This is a genomic window from Cupriavidus sp. KK10, from assembly GCF_018223725.1.
GTDB classification, from domain to species: Bacteria; Pseudomonadota; Gammaproteobacteria; order Burkholderiales; family Burkholderiaceae; genus Cupriavidus; species Cupriavidus necator.
This window is the reverse complement of record NZ_CP073678.1, coordinates 1,461,321-1,481,083: the sequence shown is the minus strand read 5'-3', so window position 1 is coordinate 1,481,083 and position 19,763 is coordinate 1,461,321. Positions and strand designations below refer to the sequence as shown.

Annotated in this window: 14 protein-coding genes and 3 pseudogenes; 11 read left to right on the top strand and 6 right to left on the bottom strand. The window is 61.0% G+C overall.

Features of this window, described 5'->3' with window-relative positions; genetic code table 11:
- Window positions 1-31 precede the first annotated feature (31 nt).
- The 4 genes and pseudogenes from KB879_RS38310 to KB879_RS40030 all read left to right on the top strand — a co-directional run.
- A complete protein-coding gene (locus KB879_RS38310; protein ID WP_153957098.1) occupies window positions 32-1,318 on the top strand; it encodes an MFS transporter in 1,287 nt (428 codons plus the stop codon).
- A 69-nt stretch (window positions 1,319-1,387) separates the two neighbouring features.
- The gene (locus KB879_RS38305; RefSeq protein WP_013958752.1) at window positions 1,388-1,732 is read left to right on the top strand and encodes a 4-methylmuconolactone methylisomerase; all 345 of its coding nucleotides are present in this window, start codon (window positions 1,388-1,390) and stop codon (window positions 1,730-1,732) included.
- Window positions 1,733-1,820: 88 nt separating this feature from the next.
- The gene (gene catC, locus KB879_RS38300; protein WP_013958751.1) at window positions 1,821-2,096 is read left to right on the top strand and encodes a muconolactone Delta-isomerase; all 276 of its coding nucleotides are present in this window, start codon (window positions 1,821-1,823) and stop codon (window positions 2,094-2,096) included.
- A 10-nt stretch (window positions 2,097-2,106) separates the two neighbouring features.
- A pseudogene (locus KB879_RS40030) lies at window positions 2,107-2,338 on the top strand (AMP-binding protein); the annotation flags it as partial.
- A 465-nt stretch (window positions 2,339-2,803) separates the two neighbouring features.
- Here the strand turns inward: KB879_RS40030 and KB879_RS38295 are convergent.
- The 3 genes from KB879_RS38295 to KB879_RS38285 all read right to left on the bottom strand — a co-directional run bounded on the left by KB879_RS38295 (window position 2,804) and on the right by KB879_RS38285 (window position 7,739).
- The gene (locus tag KB879_RS38295; RefSeq protein WP_211983098.1) at window positions 2,804-5,926 is read right to left on the bottom strand and encodes an efflux RND transporter permease subunit; all 3,123 of its coding nucleotides are present in this window, start codon (window positions 5,924-5,926) and stop codon (window positions 2,804-2,806) included.
- The gene (locus KB879_RS38290) at window positions 5,923-7,038 is read right to left on the bottom strand and encodes an efflux RND transporter periplasmic adaptor subunit (protein WP_211983096.1); all 1,116 of its coding nucleotides are present in this window, start codon (window positions 7,036-7,038) and stop codon (window positions 5,923-5,925) included. Before KB879_RS38290 ends, KB879_RS38295 begins: the two co-directional genes overlap by 4 nt.
- Window positions 7,039-7,124: 86 nt before the next feature.
- Entirely contained in the window at window positions 7,125-7,739 is a 615-nt protein-coding gene (locus tag KB879_RS38285; protein WP_153954527.1) for a TetR/AcrR family transcriptional regulator, read from the bottom strand.
- A gap of 86 nt (window positions 7,740-7,825) precedes the next feature.
- Here KB879_RS38285 and KB879_RS38280 point away from each other — a divergent pair, with 86 nt between their 5' ends.
- The 6 genes and pseudogenes from KB879_RS38280 to KB879_RS38255 all read left to right on the top strand — a co-directional run bounded on the left by KB879_RS38280 (window position 7,826) and on the right by KB879_RS38255 (window position 13,628).
- Window positions 7,826-9,304 (top strand): efflux transporter outer membrane subunit, encoded by a 1,479-nt coding sequence (locus KB879_RS38280; RefSeq protein ID WP_211984585.1) that lies wholly within the window; start codon window positions 7,826-7,828, stop codon window positions 9,302-9,304.
- 110 nt (window positions 9,305-9,414) lie between these two features.
- Window positions 9,415-10,221: an oxidoreductase gene (locus KB879_RS38275; RefSeq protein ID WP_211984583.1), complete on the top strand. Its 807-nt coding sequence runs from the start codon at window positions 9,415-9,417 to the stop codon at window positions 10,219-10,221.
- Window positions 10,222-10,301: 80 nt separating this feature from the next.
- Window positions 10,302-11,509, top strand: a pseudogene (locus tag KB879_RS38270) (MFS transporter); the annotation flags it as partial.
- Window positions 11,499-11,855: pseudogene (locus KB879_RS38265) on the top strand (PaaI family thioesterase); the annotation flags it as partial. The pseudogenes KB879_RS38270 and KB879_RS38265, both read left to right, overlap by 11 nt.
- A 47-nt stretch (window positions 11,856-11,902) precedes the next feature.
- A complete protein-coding gene (locus tag KB879_RS40695) occupies window positions 11,903-12,313 on the top strand; it encodes an NAD(P)-binding domain-containing protein (protein WP_371827442.1) in 411 nt (136 codons plus the stop codon).
- A gap of 10 nt (window positions 12,314-12,323) precedes the next feature.
- The gene (locus KB879_RS38255) at window positions 12,324-13,628 is read left to right on the top strand and encodes a lipase family protein (protein WP_153954525.1); all 1,305 of its coding nucleotides are present in this window, start codon (window positions 12,324-12,326) and stop codon (window positions 13,626-13,628) included.
- A 260-nt stretch (window positions 13,629-13,888) separates the two neighbouring features.
- On the opposite strand, the gene KB879_RS38250 is transcribed toward KB879_RS38255, so the two are convergent.
- On the bottom strand, window positions 13,889-14,869 hold the full coding sequence (locus KB879_RS38250; protein ID WP_153954524.1) for a tripartite tricarboxylate transporter substrate binding protein: 981 nt from the start codon (window positions 14,867-14,869) through the stop codon (window positions 13,889-13,891).
- Between the two features lie 128 nt (window positions 14,870-14,997).
- Window positions 14,998-15,888, bottom strand: a complete 891-nt coding sequence (locus KB879_RS38245) for a LysR family transcriptional regulator (RefSeq protein ID WP_041228985.1) — start codon at window positions 15,886-15,888, stop codon at window positions 14,998-15,000.
- Between the two features lie 150 nt (window positions 15,889-16,038).
- Here KB879_RS38245 and KB879_RS38240 point away from each other — a divergent pair, with 150 nt between their 5' ends.
- On the top strand, window positions 16,039-18,015 hold the full coding sequence (locus KB879_RS38240) for an aconitase family protein (RefSeq protein ID WP_211983092.1): 1,977 nt from the start codon (window positions 16,039-16,041) through the stop codon (window positions 18,013-18,015).
- A gap of 674 nt (window positions 18,016-18,689) precedes the next feature.
- Here KB879_RS38240 and KB879_RS38235 read toward each other — a convergent pair.
- Window positions 18,690-19,718: a tripartite tricarboxylate transporter substrate-binding protein gene (locus tag KB879_RS38235; protein ID WP_049800698.1), complete on the bottom strand. Its 1,029-nt coding sequence runs from the start codon at window positions 19,716-19,718 to the stop codon at window positions 18,690-18,692.
- Between the last annotated feature and the right edge of the window lie 45 nt (window positions 19,719-19,763).

The following is a 19,763-nucleotide window of genomic DNA, read 5'->3' as shown; positions in this document are numbered from 1 at the left end:
ACACAATATTCGACAGACAAAGGAGACAGGTATGCTTGATTGGTACAAGAATGGGACACCCCAGCAGAAAAAGACGTTCTGGGCCTGCTATTCGGGCTGGGCGCTGGACTCGTTCGACATGCAGATGTTCAGTTTCCTGCTGCCCGCCCTGACGATTGCGTGGGGGCTGACCAAGCCGGAAGTTGGCGTGCTCGGCACCGTGGCATTGATCGTCACGGCCATCGGTGGCTGGGGCGCCGGCATCCTCAGCGACCGATACGGCCGCGCCCGCATCCTGGTGCTGGCCATCATCTGGTTCACGTTGTTCGGCGTGCTTGCGGGCTTCGCCCAGACGTATAACCAGCTGCTGATCGCTCGCACACTGCAAGGCCTCGGCTTTGGCGGTGAATGGGCGGTGGGCGCGGCGCTGATGGCCGAGGTGATCGATGCCAAGCATCGCGGCAAGGCTATGGGCTATGTGCAATCGGGCTTTGCCCTGGGCTGGGCGCTATCAGTCGTCGTGGCCACCCTACTGCTGGCGTGGCTGCCCTCGGAAATGGCGTGGCGCGTAGCGTTTTGGAGCGGCATCATTCCGGCCTCGATCGTGCTGTTCATCCGGCGCCATATCAAGGACGCGCCGATGTTCGAGCGCGCCCGGCGGAGCTGCGCACCGCGCGCTTCGCTGGCCTCGGTGTTCAACCGCAAGTACGCACGTTCACTGATCCTGTCAAGCGTGCTGGTGATCGGGCTGCAGGCAGGCTGCTACGCCATCCTGATCTGGCTGCCTTCCTTGCTCAGCCAGCGGGAGGTCGCTGCCGCATCGAAAATCGTCACAGTCTTCATCATGGCCTTCGGCTCGTTCTGCGGTTTCGCAGTGGCGGCCGATCTTTGCGATCGAATCGGTCGGCGGCCCACGCTGATTCTGCTATCGGTCTGCGCATGGATCGTTACGGTCAGCTATATGCTGCTGCCGCTGAACTCCACCCTCACCGCCATCCTGGGCTTCCTGGTCGGCTTCTCGGCGATTGGCATGTTCGCTGCCCTGGGGCCCTTCCTCAGCGAACTGTTTCCCACCCATGTGCGCACCACGTGTATGGGCTTTGCCTACAACGTGGGCAAGTCGGTAGGCGCAGGATCCGTCGTCGGTGTCGGCGTGCTGTCTACCCACATCGGCTTGGCCAATGCCATGGGCGCATTCTGCCTGGTTGCCTATACTTTCGCGGTGTTCGGCATCCTGCTACTGCCGGAGACGCGCGGCATTGCCATCGAGAACATCGGGGAAGAAGACAATCACTATGAGGCCGGAGCGCTGGCACACTCGGTGCGGGCGCAAACCTGAAGTACGGCGCTATCGCAGTAGAAAACGCAGAACCAAGATACCAACCTATTCAGAGACAGGGGAGCCAACATGATTCGCATGCTGTACCTGCTAGTCAAGCCAGAGGGCATGTCCGACGATACCTTCCGCGCGGAATGCCTGCGCCACGATGAAATGTCGCGCGGAGTGCCGGGCCTGCACAAGTATGAAGTCCGTCTTGTCGCCGAGCAGCCAACCGACACCCATGTACCCTTCTTCGACATCGGGCACGTCGATGCCATTGGCGAATGCTGGTTCGAGAACGAAGCGGCTTACGAAAGCTATCTTGCGTCCGACATCCGCAAGGAATGGTTCGAGCATGGGAAGACCTTCATCGGCCAGCTCAAACCCTTCCGTACCGCGCCGGTTTCCGGCGACGACAACGTCGCTGGCTGAGCGCCCATCCGACGGAAAGCGCCACCACAGCAGGCCTGTTCGGGACCGGACTGGCCTCGCCACAACAGTCGACAGACAAGGAGACACCATGCTTTACTGTGTTCAAATGGACGTAAAGATTCCTGAATCCCTCCCGGCAGACCGGGTCGACACCCTCAAGGCAGCAGAGAAAGCCCGTGCCATCGAGATCCAGAAAGCGGGCAAGTGGCCGCACCTCTGGCGCGTCGTTGGGCGCTATTCCAACGTCAGCGTTTTTGATGTCGAGAGCAACGACGAATTGCACGAATTGCTCTCATCGCTTCCGCTGTTTCCCTATATGACGATCCAGGTAACGCCGCTGGCGAAGCATCCGTCTGCCATCTGAACGCCGCGCTTTCTACCACTGTTTCAGAATGGTAGTGGCCGTAATGGCGCGCGCGTCCACAGGTGCGTATATGGTCTTCCCGGGCGAGGCGTTCGACGTCGTTGCAACCATGTCGGCGGTGCGCGAGGAACGCAGCACGGCCCTGCAAGACGTGCCGACGATGTTCATCGCCCCAGGTCGATCACCCGGAAGTTGATTTCTCTTGCCTGCGAATCTGCGTCATGGCGCATTACAAAATCCCGCGCTACATCTGCTTCGTCGCCGAGATGCCGATGACCATCACGGGAAGGTGCAGAAGTTCGTCATGCGCGAAGCGATGTCGAGGGAACTCAGTCTCACCGAAAATGGGACCGCCTGACCAAAGGCCGCGTCAACCATTGAGCATTGGCAGGATAACGCCGGCGTATACATCTAGCGATCTGCAGGTAGAGAACGGCGCGTCGCCTACGCTCCTGGCGTGGGCGCGGCTACACGCGGTTGAGATAACCGTAGATGTATATCTTGCACAGTACCGCTCTGTCATGAACAGACATTCCGGCACAGAGAAAAAAACCCGCCTGCCCTAAGGTATGGAGACACGGAGGTAGAAATGGGCAGGCGGGGGTGAAAAAAAAAGCTGCTGCTCCTATCCGGCTACGGCGTGGGCGCGATGCAAATGAATTGAAACCAGGGGCAATGTGGCGGGCACATACCCTTGCAGATCACCATTACTCGGGCACCAGTTCTGCGGCGGGCTGCGCGGTCTCGTGCCGATCGCGCTGCGCATCGGCCGCGTTGCCGGGCCGGATCCTGAACCAGATGGAGTACATGGCCGGCAGGAACACCAGGGTCAAGATCGTCCCCGCAAACGTCCCGCCGATGAGCGTGTAAGCGAGTGCCCCCCAGAACACCGAATGGGTCAGCGGGATGAAAGCCAGGATGGCGGCCAATGCGGTGAGAATCACAGGACGCGCACGCTGGACGGTGGCTTCCACGACGGCCCTGAACGGATCCAACCCTTCCTCCTTGTTGTGCTGAATCTGCCCGATCAGGATCAACGTGTTGCGCATCAAGATGCCCGACAGGGCGATCAAGCCGACCAACGCGTTGATGCCGAATGGCTGCCCAAACAGAATCAAGGTCGGCACCACGCCAATCAAGCCGAGTGGGCTGGTCAGGAAAACCATCACCATCGCCGGGATGGACCGCACCTGAAAGATGAGGATCAGCAGGGTCACCGCCAGCATGATCGGGAACAGCGGTAGCATGGCTTTCGTCGCCTTGCCCGACTCTTCAATGGAGCCCGCTTGCTCAATACGATATCCGCTCGGCAGTTTCTCGATGATGGGCTGAAGCTGCTTGCTGATCGCCGTCGACACGTCGGGCGGCTGCAGCCCATCGGCAATATCGCCGCGCACCGTGATGGTCGGCATGCGGTCGCGCCTGCGCATGATGGGCTCTTCCATGCGCACATCGATCTTTCCCACCTGTGAGAGCGGAATGCGTTGCCCGTTGGCGCCTGCCAGCGTGAAGTCGCCAATCTTGGCGGGGTCGAGTCGAACGTCGCCAGCCGAGCGGGCCGTCACCTGCACGGTACGGATGTCCTCGCGCACGGCCGTCACCGGAATGCCGTTGAGCAGGAATTGCAGTTGTTGCGCGACGGCGCTGGAGCCCAACCCCACGGCCTGCAAACGATCCTGCTGCAAGGTGAAGTGCAGCGTGGGTACACGCATGCCCCAGTCGGTATTGACGGTGCGCATCATCGGGCTTGCGTCCATCACCTGCTGGACATCGGCCGCGATGCGGCGCAACGTCTGCGCATCCGGTCCGCTCACGCGGTAAGCAACCGGGAACGGCGAATATGGACCGAACACGAGTTGCGTGACCCGCACGCGCGCCTCGGGGGCAAGACCGTCGGCAATGGCCTGGCGCAGGCGCTGCTTCACCGCGTCGCGCTCTTCCTGGCTATCCGTACGGATCACGATCTTGGCGAACGACGGATCGGGCAGTTCCGGCCCCATCGCCAGATAGAAGCGCGGCGCGCCCTGGCCAACGTAAGCCGTCACGATTCTGGCTTCCTTCTGTTTGGCCAGCCACGCTTCCAGCTTGGCCGTGGCGGCGCTGGTCTGGTTGATCGACGCGCCATAGGGCATCTGCACTTCGACCAGCACTTCGGGTCGATCCGAAATCGGGAAGAACTGTTTCTTGACCACCGCCATGCCGAGAATAGCCAAGGCGAAGAGCCCCACCACCGAGCCAGCGACCAGCCATTTGCGCGCAATCACGCGCCCGAGCAGCGCACGGAAGCGGTTGTAGCGCGGGGTGTCGTAAATCGCATCGTGGCCGCCTTCGACCTTCTTGAAGTCGGGCAGCATCTTCACGCCCAGGTAAGGCGTGAACACCACCGCGACAACCCACGACGCGATCAGCGCAATGCCGACAATCCAAAACATGTTGCTGGTGTATTCACCCGCGGTGGAGCGGGCAAAGCCGTTGGGCATGAAGCCGACGGCGGTCACCAGCGTGCCCGACAGCATGGGCGCGGCGGTGTGGCTCCACGCATAGGCCGAAGCGGCCACGCGGCTGTAGCCCTCTTCCATCTTCACCACCATCATTTCGATGGCGATGATGGCGTCGTCCACCAGCAGGCCCAGCGCCAGAATCAAGGACCCCAGCGTGATGCGGTCGAAGTTCTTGCCCATTGCGGCCATCACCACGAAGACCACCGCCAGTGTCAGCGGAACGGCTGCGGCTACCACCAAGCCGGCGCGCCAGCCCATGCTGACGAAGCTCACCAGCATGACAACCAGGAGCGCGGCGAAGAACTTGAGCATGAACTCGTCGACGGCAGAACTGATGTTGACTGCCTGGTCCGTCACCTTGGTCAGGCTCATGCCGAGCGGCATGTCGGCATTGACGGCGCCGACCTCCTTGTCGAGCGCCTTGCCCAGATCCAGACCGTTCCAGCCTTCGCGCATGACGATGCCCAGCAGCAAGGCAGGCTGCCCACCATTGCGCACCATGAGCGTGGCCGGGTCTTCATAGCCGCGTTTGACCGTGGCAATGTCCGACAGCTTCAACGTGCGGCCCTGCGACACAACCGGCGTATCACGAATCTTCTGTAGCTCGTCGAACGCACCGTCCAGACGGATGAAGACCTGCGGACCTTTCGTTTCTACCGAGCCGGCCGCCGTCAGGGCATTCTGGCTGTTGAGCGCGGCAAACACCTCTTGCGGACTCAAACCAAGGGTTGCGAGGCGCTCATGCGAAAACTCGACATAGATGCGCTCCGACTGCTCGCCGATGATGTTGACCTTCTTGACGCCGGGCACGTGCAGCAACCGCTGGCGCAGTGTCTCCGCGTCGCGCACGAGCACGCGTTGCGGCTCGCCCTGTGCCTTGAGCGCAAACAGCGCAAAGGTCACGTCTGCATATTCGTCATTGACCATCGGCCCGATCACGCCGGGCGGAAGGTTGGCCACCTCATCGCTGACTTTCTTGCGCGCTTGATAGAACTCCTCCTGGACTTCCGACGGCGGCGTGCTGTCGAGCAAGGTCAACGTTGTGAAGGCCAGGCCAGGCCGGGTATAGGTCTCCGTGCGGTCATACCAGCGCAGCTCCTGCATGCGCTTTTCGATCTTCTCGGCCACCTGGTCCTGCATTTCCTGCGCGGTGGCGCCAGGCCACGCGGTGATGATGGTCATCACCTTGACCGTAAACGCCGGGTCTTCCGCGCGGCCCAGCTTGAAGAAGGAAATGAGTCCCGCCAGAGAGATCAGGCAGATGAGGAACAGAGTAACGGCGCGCTCGCGCACGGCGAGTGCCGATAGGTTAAAACGAACTTGGCTCACGGGCGCACCCCCGCGATGGCAGTGCTGGCGCCCTGGCCTGCCACACGGACTTGTTGGCCTTCACGCAGCAGTTGTGCGCCAAGCGCGACAATCCGGTCCCCTTGCTTGACTTGGCCGGCAACCCGTGCCCCTTCGTCGCCGAGGCGCACGATGGTGACGGATCGCCACGACACCTTGGCCGGATCCCCCTGGATGACCCACACGCCGGGGCCCTTGCCCGCATCGAACACGGCGCCCAGCGGCACCTGCAGATCGCCTTGCGCGATGGCAAGCCGATCCGGAATCTGGATCGTCACGGTGGCGCCCAGCGGCGCATTGGCCAGTTCCCCATCTAGCACATAGCGTGCTTCGAAGGTGCGGGTAAGCCGATCGGCGGCATCTGACAGCTGCCGCAGCTTGGCAGGTACGCCCGCGCTTTCCCCACCGAAAAGCGTGGCCTGTGCGAGAGAGCCGATCGTTGGCCGCAACGTTTCCGGCAACTGGACCACCGCCTCACGGCGGCCAGCGTGGGCCAGGCGCACAACCGCCTGCCCCGCGTTGACGACCTGACCGGGCTCGGCCAGCGTTTCCATGACCACGCCTTCGCCATCGGCAACAAGCTCGGCGTAACGGCTGGCGTTACGCGCAACATCGGCCTGCGCTTCTGCCGCGCTCAACTGGGCTTTGGCCGCGTCCGCCGCGGCCTTGGCCTGGTCATAGGCCGAGGCAGAAATCGCGCCCGTTCCGCGCAGATCACGGTAGCGGGCTTCGTCTTCCGCCGTCTGTTGCGCGCGTGCCCGTGCAGCGGTCACGGCTTCTTGCTGCGCATGCGCGGCGAGCTTCAGATCGACAGGGTCGATGCGCATGAGCGGCTGGCCGCGCTTGACGCTTTGGCCCGCGTCCACAAGCCGCTCCAGCACCTTGCCGGGCACGCGGAAGCCGAGGTCGCTCTGCACCCTGGCAGCGACGACCCCAGTGAATGAACGCGATGCGGAAGCGACTGGCTGGACGAACGCGGCCCGCACCAAGGGCGCCTCGGTGCGCGGATCGGCAGGGGCCTTTTCGCCGCAAGCGCTCAATGCGAGCGGCAACGCACAAATAACGGTAGAGGTAACAAAGCGACGCGAAAGCATGAAAGCCCCATCGACAGGATAATCTGGGCTTTCATTCTGGTTCGTGTGACCATTTTAGTCAATGGTCACAAAGAAAAATCCGCGCGTCAGGGGGAAAGACTCCGAAGCACGAGGCTGGAGAGCAGCCCGGGCGCACTTTCCGTGTAGTCAAAGCTGTGCTGCAAAAGCAACGGATTCAGGTACGGGCGCATGACTAGGTAGATGGCCGTCGTGGCCTCGTCCAACGGCGTCTTGCGCTCGAAGTCTCCCGTCTCCCGACCTTCCTGCAGCACATCGCGCAGCGCCTTCTGGATGCGCTCTTCGTAGGCGATCACCGCTTGCCAGCGCTCAGTCGCTGCCGAGGCGGCGATCTCGTACAGCTTGCGGTCGTGGGAAAACAACCGGAGGCTGGCCTCCGTCAAGGCTTTGAACATGCGCCGGAGCTTCTCCGGCGGGGAGTCGGCCTCGGCCAGGGCGGCACTCACGTCGGCCTCGATCTCGCGCAGGCAGTTGGCGCAAATCATCTCGCCAATGGCCTGCTTGGACTCGAAGAACTTGTAGATGTAAGCCTTGGAATAACCAATGGCCTTGGCCAGATCGGAAACGGCGGTCTTCTCGTAGCCGTAGCGGCTGAAGTGCTCGGTGGCGGCAGCGACGATCTGGTCTCGCACGTCATGGTCCGCCGGGCCGCGGGCGGGAACGGGGTAAGGGGTGGTCTTCATGGGCTCCAGCTTACGCGAGTCGCGATAGTTGAACAACCTGTGACCATTTTGTACTATAGTCACTTGAAATTCAGATGGAAGAACCCATGTTGCCAAAGCGCTCCCTTGCGGCCCTCTTCGTTGCCAGCCTGGCAACCGGTTGTGCCGTCGGCCCAGACTATGTGAAGCCCGATATGCCGGTTTCCGAACGATTCCAGGGCCAGGCCGCCGTTGAGCAGCGCATTGCCAATGCCGAAGCCGATCTGTCCGCATGGTGGGCTGGCTTTGGCGATCCGCAACTCACGCGGTTCGTGCAGATCGCACTGGAACAGAACCTGGACCTTGCACAGGCCTTCGCCCGCGTCACGCAAGCCCGTGCGGGCTTGGGCGCTGCCAATGCCGCGTTGCTGCCCTCCGGAAATATCACTGGCCAGGCCGCGCGTGTGTATCAGTCCGTCGAAACCCCTTTGGGCCGCGTCTTGAATTCGAGGCCCGGCTTCGATCGCTACGGCAGCGCTTTTGAGGCCGATGTCAACGCAAGCTGGGAGTTGGACGTATTCGGCGGCCTGCGCCGTGGCCGCGAGGCGGCACTTGCCGATTACCAAGCCTCCCAGGCGGGCGCAGTCGCCACACGGCTGGCCGTGGCCGCACAGACTGCCGATATCTACATCACCATCCGCGGCTTGCAGACGCGCCTGAAGGTGGCCCGCCACCAGGTACAGACGCAAGAGGAATTGCTCTCCACCATCAAACTGCTGTACGGCAAGGGCCTGGCCGCTGAACTTCAAGTCAGGCAGGCCGAAGGCGCGCTCGCTCAGGTTCGTGCGTCGATCCCTCAGCTTGAAGCCGGCCTGGATGCGGCAATGAACGCGCTAGACGTGATGCTGGGCTCGCTGCCTGGCACGCACCGAGCCGAGCTTGCGCAAGGCGGTGATGTCCCGGCCGCTCCGCAGATTGCGATCAGCGGATCGCCTGGCGAATTGCTGAGGCGCCGTCCCGACCTCATCGTCGCCGAGCGGCGCCTTGCGGCCTCCAACGCACGAATCGGCGTCGCCATTGCGGAGTACTACCCGAAGTTCTCGCTCAGCGGGCTCCTTGGCAGCGCAACGTCGGTGGGCGCCGGAAGTCTGTTCGGCAGCGGCGCAAGTCAATTTGCCGGCGTGCTCGGTCTGCGCTGGCGCCTGTTCGACTTCGGCCGCATCAACGCGCAAATCGATCAGGCCAAGGGTCAAGAGGCTGAGATGCTCGCCGCGTACCGGCTCGCCGTGCTGCGCGCAACAGAGGACGTGGAAGACGCTTTCTCTGCCCTGGTCAAGCGCGAGGAGCAAGCGGCCGTGCTCGCGCAAGGCGTGGATTCGCTCAATCGCGCGCGAAATGCTTCGTTTGCCGCCTACCAGAAAGGCGTCGTCAGCCTGATCGAAGTCCTGCAAGCCGACGAAAGCCTGCTGCGCGCATCGGACGCGCGAGCACAGGCACAAACGGAATCGGCACGCGCTGCGGTCTCGGCATTCAAGGCGCTCGGTGGTGGTTGGCAACCCGATGAATCCGCCGTCGTGGCAACCAAGCCGCCAGAGTTCGCCCAATAACGCCCTGTGCCTCTCATGGACCTGAATGAATGAGATCGCTCATCAAGCAGGCCTCATCGGTAAAGCTGAACTGCCGCCATCTCAATTCCCGCATACAGAAAGGAACTGCCGTGTCGAATTCCAAAGTTGTCGTGATTACCGGCGTGTCATCGGGCATCGGCCGCGCCACCGCCGCGAAGTTTGCCCAGCAAGGCTACCGGGTATTCGGCACTGTGCGCAACTCCGCAAAAGCGCAGCCGATATCGGGTGTTGAACTGGTCGAGATGGACATCCGTGATGAAGCGTCGGTTCAACATGGAATCCAGGCCATCATCGCTCACGCCAAACGCATCGACGTGCTGGTCAACAGTGCAGGCGTGACCCTGCTCGGCTCGACCGAAGAAACGTCGATTGCCGAAGCCCAGTCGCTGTTCGACACCAACGTTTTTGGCATCCTGCGCACATCCCAAGCCGTTCTGCCGCACATGCGCGCGCAACGTTCGGGAAGAATTGTGAACATCAGTTCGGTGCTCGGCTTTCTTCCGGCTCCGTACATGGGGCTCTATTCGGCATCCAAGCATGCCGTTGAAGGGATGTCCGAGACCTTGGACCATGAAGTGCGCAAATTCGGGATCCGCGTGGTGCTGGTCGAACCTTCCTTCATCAAGACCGGCCTGGATACCAACGCGCCCCATGCGGCTTCCAAGATCTCAGCTTATGACGATGAGCGCAACATCGTTCTCCAAGCCATTCAGAAAAACGTCAAGGACGCACCGGACCCCGATGGTGTCGCAACCACGATTGTCGATGCCGCCGTGGGTGCATGGGGAATGCGACGTCCTCCGAAAGGCCAAGCCTCTCTGCTGAGCAAACTGCGCCGTTTCATGCCTGCAGGCCCGATCGACGCAAGTCTGAGGAAGACATTTGGACTCTCCTGAAATCGATCTCTGCTCTCACCTCACGAGCGAAAAAGCTTTGTCCAGAGGGATCCGTGCACACCGATATTCGGAAGAGCCCCATGACCAATCCTGACCGCCCCGCAACCGCGCCCTCTGCCAGTGTTGCTCTGGCTCTACAAAATGCGCACCCCGCATCACCGTGGCCGGTGTTCTGGGTGGCCAGCGTTGCGGTGTTTCTTGTCTCAATGGACGGCACGATGCTGTTCGCGGCCTTCAGCGCCTTACGCGCGGGTTTTCCTCACGCAACTGCGGCAGACCTCTCCTGGGTTCTCAATGCCTACACCGTCGCCTATGCTGCAACACTCATCCCGTCTGGCGGATTGGCTGATAAGCATGGGCGCAAGAAGATATTCCTGGGCGGTGTTGGGCTATTTCTGGCGGCGTCCGTTGCATGTGGTTTAGCAGTTAGCGTTGGGTGGCTCGTTGCGGCAAGAGTACTGCAGGCCATAGGCGCCGCATTGTTGACACCCGCATCTCTCTCGCTCGTGCTGGCGGCGTTTCCGACAAGCAAGCGTGCTGTGGCTATCAGTCTATGGGGAGCGGTCGGTGCCCTGGCTGCAGCGGTGGGCCCCAGCCTCGGGGCATTCGTGATCGCATCGGTCGGCTGGCAATGGGCTTTCTACCTGAACTTGCCATTGGGCATTGTTGCAATGTGGCGCGGCGCAACACTGCTCACCGAGACAAAGCAGCAAGCCAGCACTCGCCCACTGGATCTGTTCGGTATGGGCCTATTGATTGTTGGTACTGGCGCCTTGGCACTATCCATTGTGCAATCGGAGTCGCCTGCCTGGTCACGCCATGAACTGCTGGGTGTTGCGGGCGTCGGGTTAATGAGCATAGTCGGATTTGTGGCTTGGGCTCGGGTCGCCACTTCACCGCTGGTGGACTTGGCCTTATTTCGCAACCGAGCTTACCGTTACGCCAATCTCGCAACGTTGTCGGCATCGCGTTTTCGATGATGTTTTTCGCCTTCTTTTTCTACATGAATTCAATCTGGCACTACTCGCTGCCACTGGCGGGTCTTGCCATAACGCCGGGGCCGCTGCTGGTGATCCCGGTCGCCGCCATGTCAGGTCGAATCGCGAGTCGGCACGGCCACCGCCCGCTGTTAGTGGCGGGCAGCCTGCTCTACGCGACCAGTGCACTGTGGTTCTTGCTGGTGCCAGGAATTGAACCCGCTTATCTCTCGCAGTGGCTGCCGGGCATGCTGCTCAGTGGGGTCGGTGTGGGCATGGTGTTGCCGTCGCTGGCGGGCCATGACGTTGCTGGAAGTGGAAAACGGCCGCGCCGTGTTTCAAGGCATTCCGCTGCGGCAGCATTACAACCCACTGGGAATGGTGCACGGGGGCTGGTTTGCCACGCTTCTGGACTCAGCGCTTGGCTGCTCAGTGCAAACTATGCTGCCGGCCCGGCGTTCCTACACGACGGCCGAACTTAGCATCAATATGGTGCGGGCGGCTTCTCACAAGACCGGTCCGTTGCGCGCGGCCGCCACGGTTGTCCACGCGGGTCGTCAGATAGCGACTGCGGAGGCGCGTGTCGAAGATGCGAAAGGCAAGCTCTATGCTCATGCGACCACCACCTGCTTTGTCTTCGATTTGCCAGCGGCTTGACAGCAAGGCGCAGCAAAGCCGCTTTTGAAAAAGCGGAGGGTCATGTAATGAAAATCGGGATCATTGGAACTGGCAACATCGGCGGCACGCTTGCCCGCAAGCTCAGTGCTGTTGGACATCAAACGCGTGCGGCGTTGAAGGCGTCCGCGTGCTTGCTCGAGAAATCGGAGCAGAAGCCACGGGATGGAATTGAGCTCGTTCCGATGCGCCGCGCGGGACCGCGCCAACATGACGCCCGCAGCGGGATGGGGAACGACGGCGGCGAACTCGGCGTTCATTGCACAGATTCGGGTAAGCCCCCCACAAGGCAAAACCCCAGGATTGTCGTTGCAAGGACAATCCGGCGTCAAACTCGTTGCCAAACTGCACTGCGGACAGTTTGGCGCGCGCCATCTTGCTTAACGGCTTCAACTTTTGACGCTTCATTCACAGCGTCTTGCCGGTCATGGCCGGCGTAAGGAGACAGACATGAAAGTATGCAAAGCGAAGTGCGACGACTTCAACGTCGGAGCGGCATCCGGGACGGCGGACCTAGCAAGGGCGGCGTCTTCCGGGCACCGCAAAGGGTGGCGCGGTTGCAGGGCTGCCTTCCTGATGGTCGCGCTTTCCATTGGCGTCGTCACGGCGTCATCGGCCCAGATCATTCCGCAGGACTACTTCTACGTGCCGCCGAATCCCCTGCCGCCCGGCAAGCCCGGTGACGTGATTCGAACCCGCACGATCACCGCGCCGCTTTTCCCGAATGCGCTCATACAGCAGATCATGTATCTTTCGTCGACCGCCTCGGGCAAGCCGGTTGCCGTGACCGGCGTTGTCGCCACGCCGCTACTCCGCGCGGCCGGTCAGCCCCTCGTGGTCATGACGCCCGGTACACGCGGGACTGGTGATCAATGTGCACCGTCCAAGCAGTTCGGCGTCACGAGCGCTTCGCCCGATGGGCTCGATTACGAATCCGGAACAACCCAGCAATTGCTGGCTCGCGGCATCTCGGTCGTCCTGACGGACTACGAGGGCCAGGGCACACCGGGTCTGCCGTCGTACCTGGTCGGCCGGTCCGAGGGATACAACGGCCTCGACGCCTTGCGGGCTGCGCAACGACTACCCGGCGCGGGCGTGCCCGCGGGCGCGCCCGTCGGTGTCGTCGGCTACTCGCAAGGCGGGCAGGCGGCCGGCTGGGTCGCAGAACTGCAACCAACCTATGCGCCAGAACTGGACTTCCGGGGCGCGCTGGTCGGCGGCGTGCCGACCGACATGCTGGTGGAGGTCAACCACTTGAACGGCAACCCCACCGCAGGAGCCGGATTCGGCCTTGCCGCCCTCTCCGGTCTCGACCATGCGTTCCCCGAATTGAACCTCGATGGGCGTCTCACTGACGTCGGTCGCCAGGTCATGCAAGACGTCCGCACGTCGTGCTTCGACAAATACCTCACAGCGTATGGAACCACATCGGCGGCCGACGTGACGCAACCAAATGTCCTCGCCGACTCCCAATGGCAGCAGCGATTCAATGCCTCTTTGCTCGGCACCAAGGTTCCGGGAGCACCCGCCTTCATCTTTCACGGCACCGCGGACCAGGTCGTTCCGTTCGCGCTGGGACAATTGCTGTTTAGCAGCTGGTGCTCGCGCGGCGCCGACGTGACGTTCAAAGGGCTCATCGGGCTTGAGCACGGAACCGGCAACTTTGCAGGACCGCCGGACGGGATCGACTGGCTAGCGCAACGACTGGCCGGCGTCGCTGCAGCGCACGGTTGCTTCGATGTGACGCTGCCCTGAGCGGCTCGGGGCCGGCGCCAAGCCTGTGTGGGTACGTGCCCAGCGCGCCCACGGCATTCAGACACGCATTGGGTGTCCTCGCGGCACCAGGTCTTGATCGCCTCGCGCAATTCGGCCTCAGCCTCGACGTCCGCCATAGCTCATGAACGGCGAGCAAAATCCCTGCACAAGACTCAGGTTGTTATTCGCCAAGTCGCTGGTGGAGGGAATCATGTGTGAACTCAGCAACATCCGGACGTCGCCCGCCAATGAATAGTCAATCAGTTAAGGGTCGCACCTGCCTGCTTCACGATTTTGGCGTGCTTATCCAATTCCGCCTTGAAGAACGAGGGAGCACCCTCAGCGCTCGACGTCGAGATGATCACGCCCTGCTGCGCAAGTTGTTCCTGGACGTCCTTTTCTTGCAGAGTCGTCTTGATCTTCGACTGCAGCTGTGTAACGTTTTGGGGTTGCATGCCGGCCGGGCCCACAATCGCAAGCCAGGCGTCAAAGTTGTACTGAGGCAGTCCAGATTCTGCGAGCGTCGGCACGTCGGGCAAGCCAGGCACGCGCCGCGCCGTCGACACTGCAATGGCCTTCAGCTTGCCGCTCTTAACTAGAGGCAGGACGGTCTGAAGAGTCAAGAAGCCGAACTGAACCTGACCACCGACCAAATCAGTCGTATAGTTGCCCGCCCCCTTGTACGGGACGTGGCTGACATTGACCTTTGCCTCGCTCGCGAACAGTTGCCCAGCAAGGTGCAGAACCGTCCCGTTACCCGACGAGCCATAGTTGTATTCGCCCGGGTTGGACTTCAGCACTGCAATGAGTTCCTTTGTGTTGTTCGCGCGTACCGACGGATTCACAACAAGGACCAGCGGCAACGTGCCGATGACGGTGATAGGAGTTATGTCCTTCAACGCGTCATACGGCACGTTCTTGTATATGAACGGATTGATGACGTGGTTCGAGGAGATCAATCCTAGCGTCGAGCCGTCTTTCGGCGCACGAACAAGTTGCTGCGTCCCCGGCACGCCTCCAGCTCCAGGCAAATTCTCGATCACAACGGAGTGACCCAAATTTTTGGACAGTGACTGGCTCATAGCGCGGGCAACAGCATCTGCTTGTGAACCAGCCTGTGTAGGAACAATCAAGCGAATGGGTGTTTGCGCAATTACAGGAGAAAAGATCCCTGTAACGAGCGCACACGATGTCACCACAACAAATGCATTGCGCACTTGCTTCAGAAGCGAGATGGGCATTTATGTCTCCGTCTACTGTGTGGCACCGCGTGTCCGCGATGACCTATTGGACGGAGTTTAGTGCGGTAGTCTGCCGTAGCAGAGTGCTAATGCGGTAGACCCGCTATCGCACCCGAGCATATCCACTGTTAACCCTGCTGTTTCAGTGCCTCAACCAACGCTGACACCGCGCGGAGCCGCGGATTCTTATAGGGGGCGTAGATAAGTAAGCGGCGGTTACTCCACGTTTCTTGCAGCGGTATTCTGACGAATCTGTCCGAGCCGGCATATGCCGCACTGGCGCTATTTGGCAGCACGGCTATGCCCAATCCGGCCTCCACCATTCGACAGCCGGCTTCAAAGCTGGAAACAGCAACGCTTTGGTTAAACGGCACCCGAAGATTTGTTGCCTGTTCACGGAGTTCCTGCGCCAATGCACCTCCAGGCTGCACGACTACCAAAGGATGGTCGAGAATCTCCGCATACCGAAGTCGCTTGCGTTTTGCCAGCGAGTGATTCACCGGCACTACAACGTTGAGCGGATCAATGGCGAAAGGCCACGACTCTAAACCAGGCGGAGCGTTAGCTGCGACGCCAATGCCCACATCTACGACATCGTCCAAACAGGCGCGAATCGACTCGGACGTCGATCGCTCAAACAGCGCAATTTCGACGAGCGGATGCGCCTGCTTGAACCCATGCAAGCGCTCAGGAAGAAAACCGATAATAGCCGAAGGACTTGCAGACAGTCTTACGACGCCTGCGACCTTGTCCCCAAGATCCTGCACCTCACGAGTGAAGGCAACGATGTCCGCATTGAGCTTCCTACCCAACTCCAGCGCACGCTCCCCTGCGTCTGTAAGCGCCACGCCGGTGGTGGAACGGATAAACAGCCCGACCCCCAAGTTGCGCTCCAGTTCCGCAATTCGCCGGCTCAGGGCCGACTGGGCGATGTGCTCGAGCTCCGCCGCACGCTTGATGGAACCTTCTCGCGCGACGGAAAGGAAAAGTTGAATACTGACAGGGTCTATGCGGTGCATTGTTTGTGAGCGCAAGTGCAGTGTCGGACAGCCGTGCACGGCTAGGGTTTTCCCGATATATTCTGCGGCGATACCGGGAATGCTACATCAGCGCTTGGTCTTAGGGAACAGACCGACTTAAAGTCCAATGAAATCCCACAGGAGATCCCCATGAACGTCCTCGAGCCGAATGGCCGCGTCTTGTATCTGGTCCACTCGACGGCGGCAATGGAAAAGCAACGGCAAGGGGAGAGACTGACTCCCGCCGACCGTGAGCCGCTTCGAAATGATGTTTCCACCGACGAAATTACGCCGGTGCCCATTCTCACCCACTACGACGACGCACTAGGACGGTATCCGTACACTGGATATAAGGTCGGTGCGACGCTGCCGTTTAAGCCCGATTCCGTTCGGCAAGGTAAGTTCTACATCACCGTCGCCGGCAATCGCTACGGCAAAGGCTCCTCCCGTGAACACAGCCCGGCGGCCGAAAAACTCGCCGGCATCCGGCTAATCATCGCGAAAAGCTTCGAACGGATCTATCGCCAGAACGCGGACAACATTGGCCTTTACACGTCCACGGACTTCAGCCTGGTTCCGCGCCTTGAAGCTGGGGAAGCAATTCCACTTGACGAACTCGTGGGAGGTCGAGACGCGCTGGCAGCTTCCATTTTGAAGCATGGCGGCCTGCTCAAGTTTGGCCAGCAGTACCTTACCAACGTCACGCCGGCCGCGAAGGTCGACGCACAGCGTCCCCAAACACTTTTCGAAAAGATTGTTCGACGCAACTTGCTGGCGACGCCAGTTACGTCTTCCGACCCCAAGCCTGGCGACGGTATCTTTGTTCAGGCCCACTGGCGATTCATTCACGAGTATTACACCGGCATGTGCGCTCATATGCTGCACGCGACATTCGGCAAGCCAGTGAAGTTGAAACATGCTGACCATATTGTCGTCTTCGAAGACCACACTTCGTACGTGACAGAAAGCCCCGCTCACGTTCGCAATGACCTCGTCGAGAACGTCGTGCAGATGCGATTCGCGCAGCGCGACTTCGTGAAGACCTATGGGCTCACGTTTCACCGTACCCTTACGGATGAAGAGCTATCGAAGGACGATGGAAACAACGTCGCCGGCATTTCCCACGCCATGATGGCCGAGCAGTATGCCCTGCCCGGTCAAGTGGTTGTTGGCACGGATTCTCATACGCCTCACAGCGGCGCCCTGGGTTGCGTAGCCTTCGGCGTTGGCACCACCGACATGGCCAACGCCTTCGTTACCGGTGCTGTGCGCATGACGCTGCCAGAGTCGATCCGCGTGCATCTCGGTGGCAAGCTGCAGGCAGGCGTCACCGCCAAAGACGTTGTTCTCCAACTGCTGGCCCAGCCCGCAATCAAGGCGGGTGCCGGCGTTGGGAAGGTCTTCGAATTCGCCGGCCCGGTAGTTTCCGCCATGAGCGTGGACGAACGGGCAACGCTTACCAACATGTGCGCCGAATTGGGTGGGTTCACTGGCATCGTCGCGCCAGATGCCGAGACTGTTCGCTTCCTCCTGGAACGGCGTGGCGTCGAGTTCCAACTCGAGCCCTGGATGCACAGTGACGAAGGAGCGAAGTACGCCGCAAATCTTGAGGTCGATTGCAGCGTTCTGTCTCCGATGGTTGCACGTCCTGGCGACCCTGGCAACGGCTTGCCGCTCGCTACACTCGATGAGACTGTGAAAGTCGACATCGCCTATGGAGGCTCTTGCACTGCAGGTAAGCGCGAGGACTTCGACCAGTATCACGCGGTATTCCAATGGGCCGCCGAACGTGGCCTGAGAATCCCCGAACACGTGACCCTCTATCTCCAGTTCGGCACGACCGACGTGCGGGACTATTGCCAGAACAAAGGCTACCTTAAGGCCTTTGAAGCGGTAGGTGCACGCATTCTGCAGCCCTCATGCGGCGCATGTGCAAACTGCGGCCCGGGATCATCCACGAGCCCTGAGCAGGTAACCGTGAGCTCAATCAACCGAAACTTCCCTGGACGTTCGGGCCCTGGCCAAGTCTGGCTGGCGAGCCCTCCTACTGTGGCTGCCAGCGCCATCGCAGGCAAGCTCGTTTCGTTCAAAGAGCTGCAGCTGAACCAACCCGCCTCATCTCACTGAACACGTACAGTACGATCTCGAAGTGCTGGAGTCTGTCGCCCATCTCGTAACGGTAAAGTATTAGGCCCGAACGTATGTTGTGCCCCGATCTTCCTGCGCTGATTCTCACTGCAGCGGACCACTACTTTAACGACGAGCGTACTGGTCATGATCCGTGGAGTCTCGTGGGCTCTGCCAACCATGTTCTGTCGGAGCGCACGGACGCGTTCCTGAATGTTGGGTATGCCCGCAACAAGGAAGGTTCGAGGCGCGGGTTGAATGGATTTGATACAAACATTACGCCGGGAAGCAATCAAACTGGCGTAATGCTTGGGCTGCGCCACAAGTTCTAATCGTGATACGCGGCCGCCGTGCTAGCGACCACAGCGTAGCGACACTCGCACCTCGACCGGCCGGAGACTTGCTTGGCCGCCGGCAGCTGCTGCCGTTCCTGACGGATTTGCCCCCCGCTTTTTTGCCACTCCCCCAGCAAGACGTAAGGCGTGTCCGCGTTGCAAGCAACCCGCATTTTCGAACCGATACAGGTTACAACGCCCCCAGCAGTTCATCGCTTGCCTTTCCAAGTTAACTCGGAAAATGCCATCAAGCGCTCGTAGTCAGCGTCGAATAGCGGTTCGGTGCGGTAAGCGTTTAGACGCCTTTCACCAACTATCGCGTGGACGCGTAGCCCCCGCTCACTCCGCGACGATCTTGCGGTCCGCCGCGATCCGTTTCCACTGCGCAAGATCCTGCCTGATCCGGACGCCGAATTCGGCAGGCGACGCTGCCAGCGGATGCGAGCCATCCGGCTCCAGCACCACGCGCACGTCATGCGATGCGGCGATCTCGGCGATCTCGCGATTGAGCCGCTGTACCAGCGCAGCCGGCGTGCCGGCCGGGGCCAGCACACCTACCCAAATCTCGATGCCATAGCCCGGCACCGAAGCCGCCAGTGGCGGCAGGCCAGGGAACGCGGGGTTCGGCGTGACAGAGGTAACGGCCAGCGGCTTGACTTTGCCGGCCTTGATCTGCGTGGCGATTGAACTGTAGTTCGACATCATCACGTCAATCTGCCCAGCGGCAAGGTCGATCAGCGCATTGGCCGCGCCTTTGTACGGCACATGCATCATCTGCACCTTCGCTGTGTCGCACATCAACTCGGTCGCGAGCTGTCCAAGCGAGCCCACGCCCGCCGAGCCATAGGTGATGGTCCCTGGCTTCGCGCGTGCGGCTGCAATCAGATCTACCGGCGTGTGGATCGATTTCGACGATGCAATCGTAGACGACACCGCCAGCAATAGCGGCCCGTCAGCCACTAGCGCCACCGGAGCAAACGCGGACAGCGGATCATATGGCGAGCGCGCCTGCGTCGCAGCCGCGGTCAGGAAGGTTGACGACGTCAGCAGCAGCACTGAGCCGTCTCGCGGCGCTTTGGCGACGTAGTCCGCACCGAGCACGCCGGCCACGCCGGGACGGTTTTCCACGATCACCGTGTTGCCAAGGCGCTTGGCCAGCGCCGGCGCGATCGCGCGGGCGATCACATCATTGCTGGCCCCTGCGGAGAACGGCACCACAATCCGCATCAGCGGCGGCACGGCGGTTGCGCTCTGCGCACGCGCCGCGCCCGCCGGCCAGGGCGCAACGGCAAGCGTCGCCAAGATGACCGTCCCAGGCAGGCTACGTGCCAGCAGGGTCCAAATGCGCTTGAGAAAGGTCTTGTCCATATGTGGATCCGAATTCATCGTAATGCAGGAAAACTGCGGGACGCA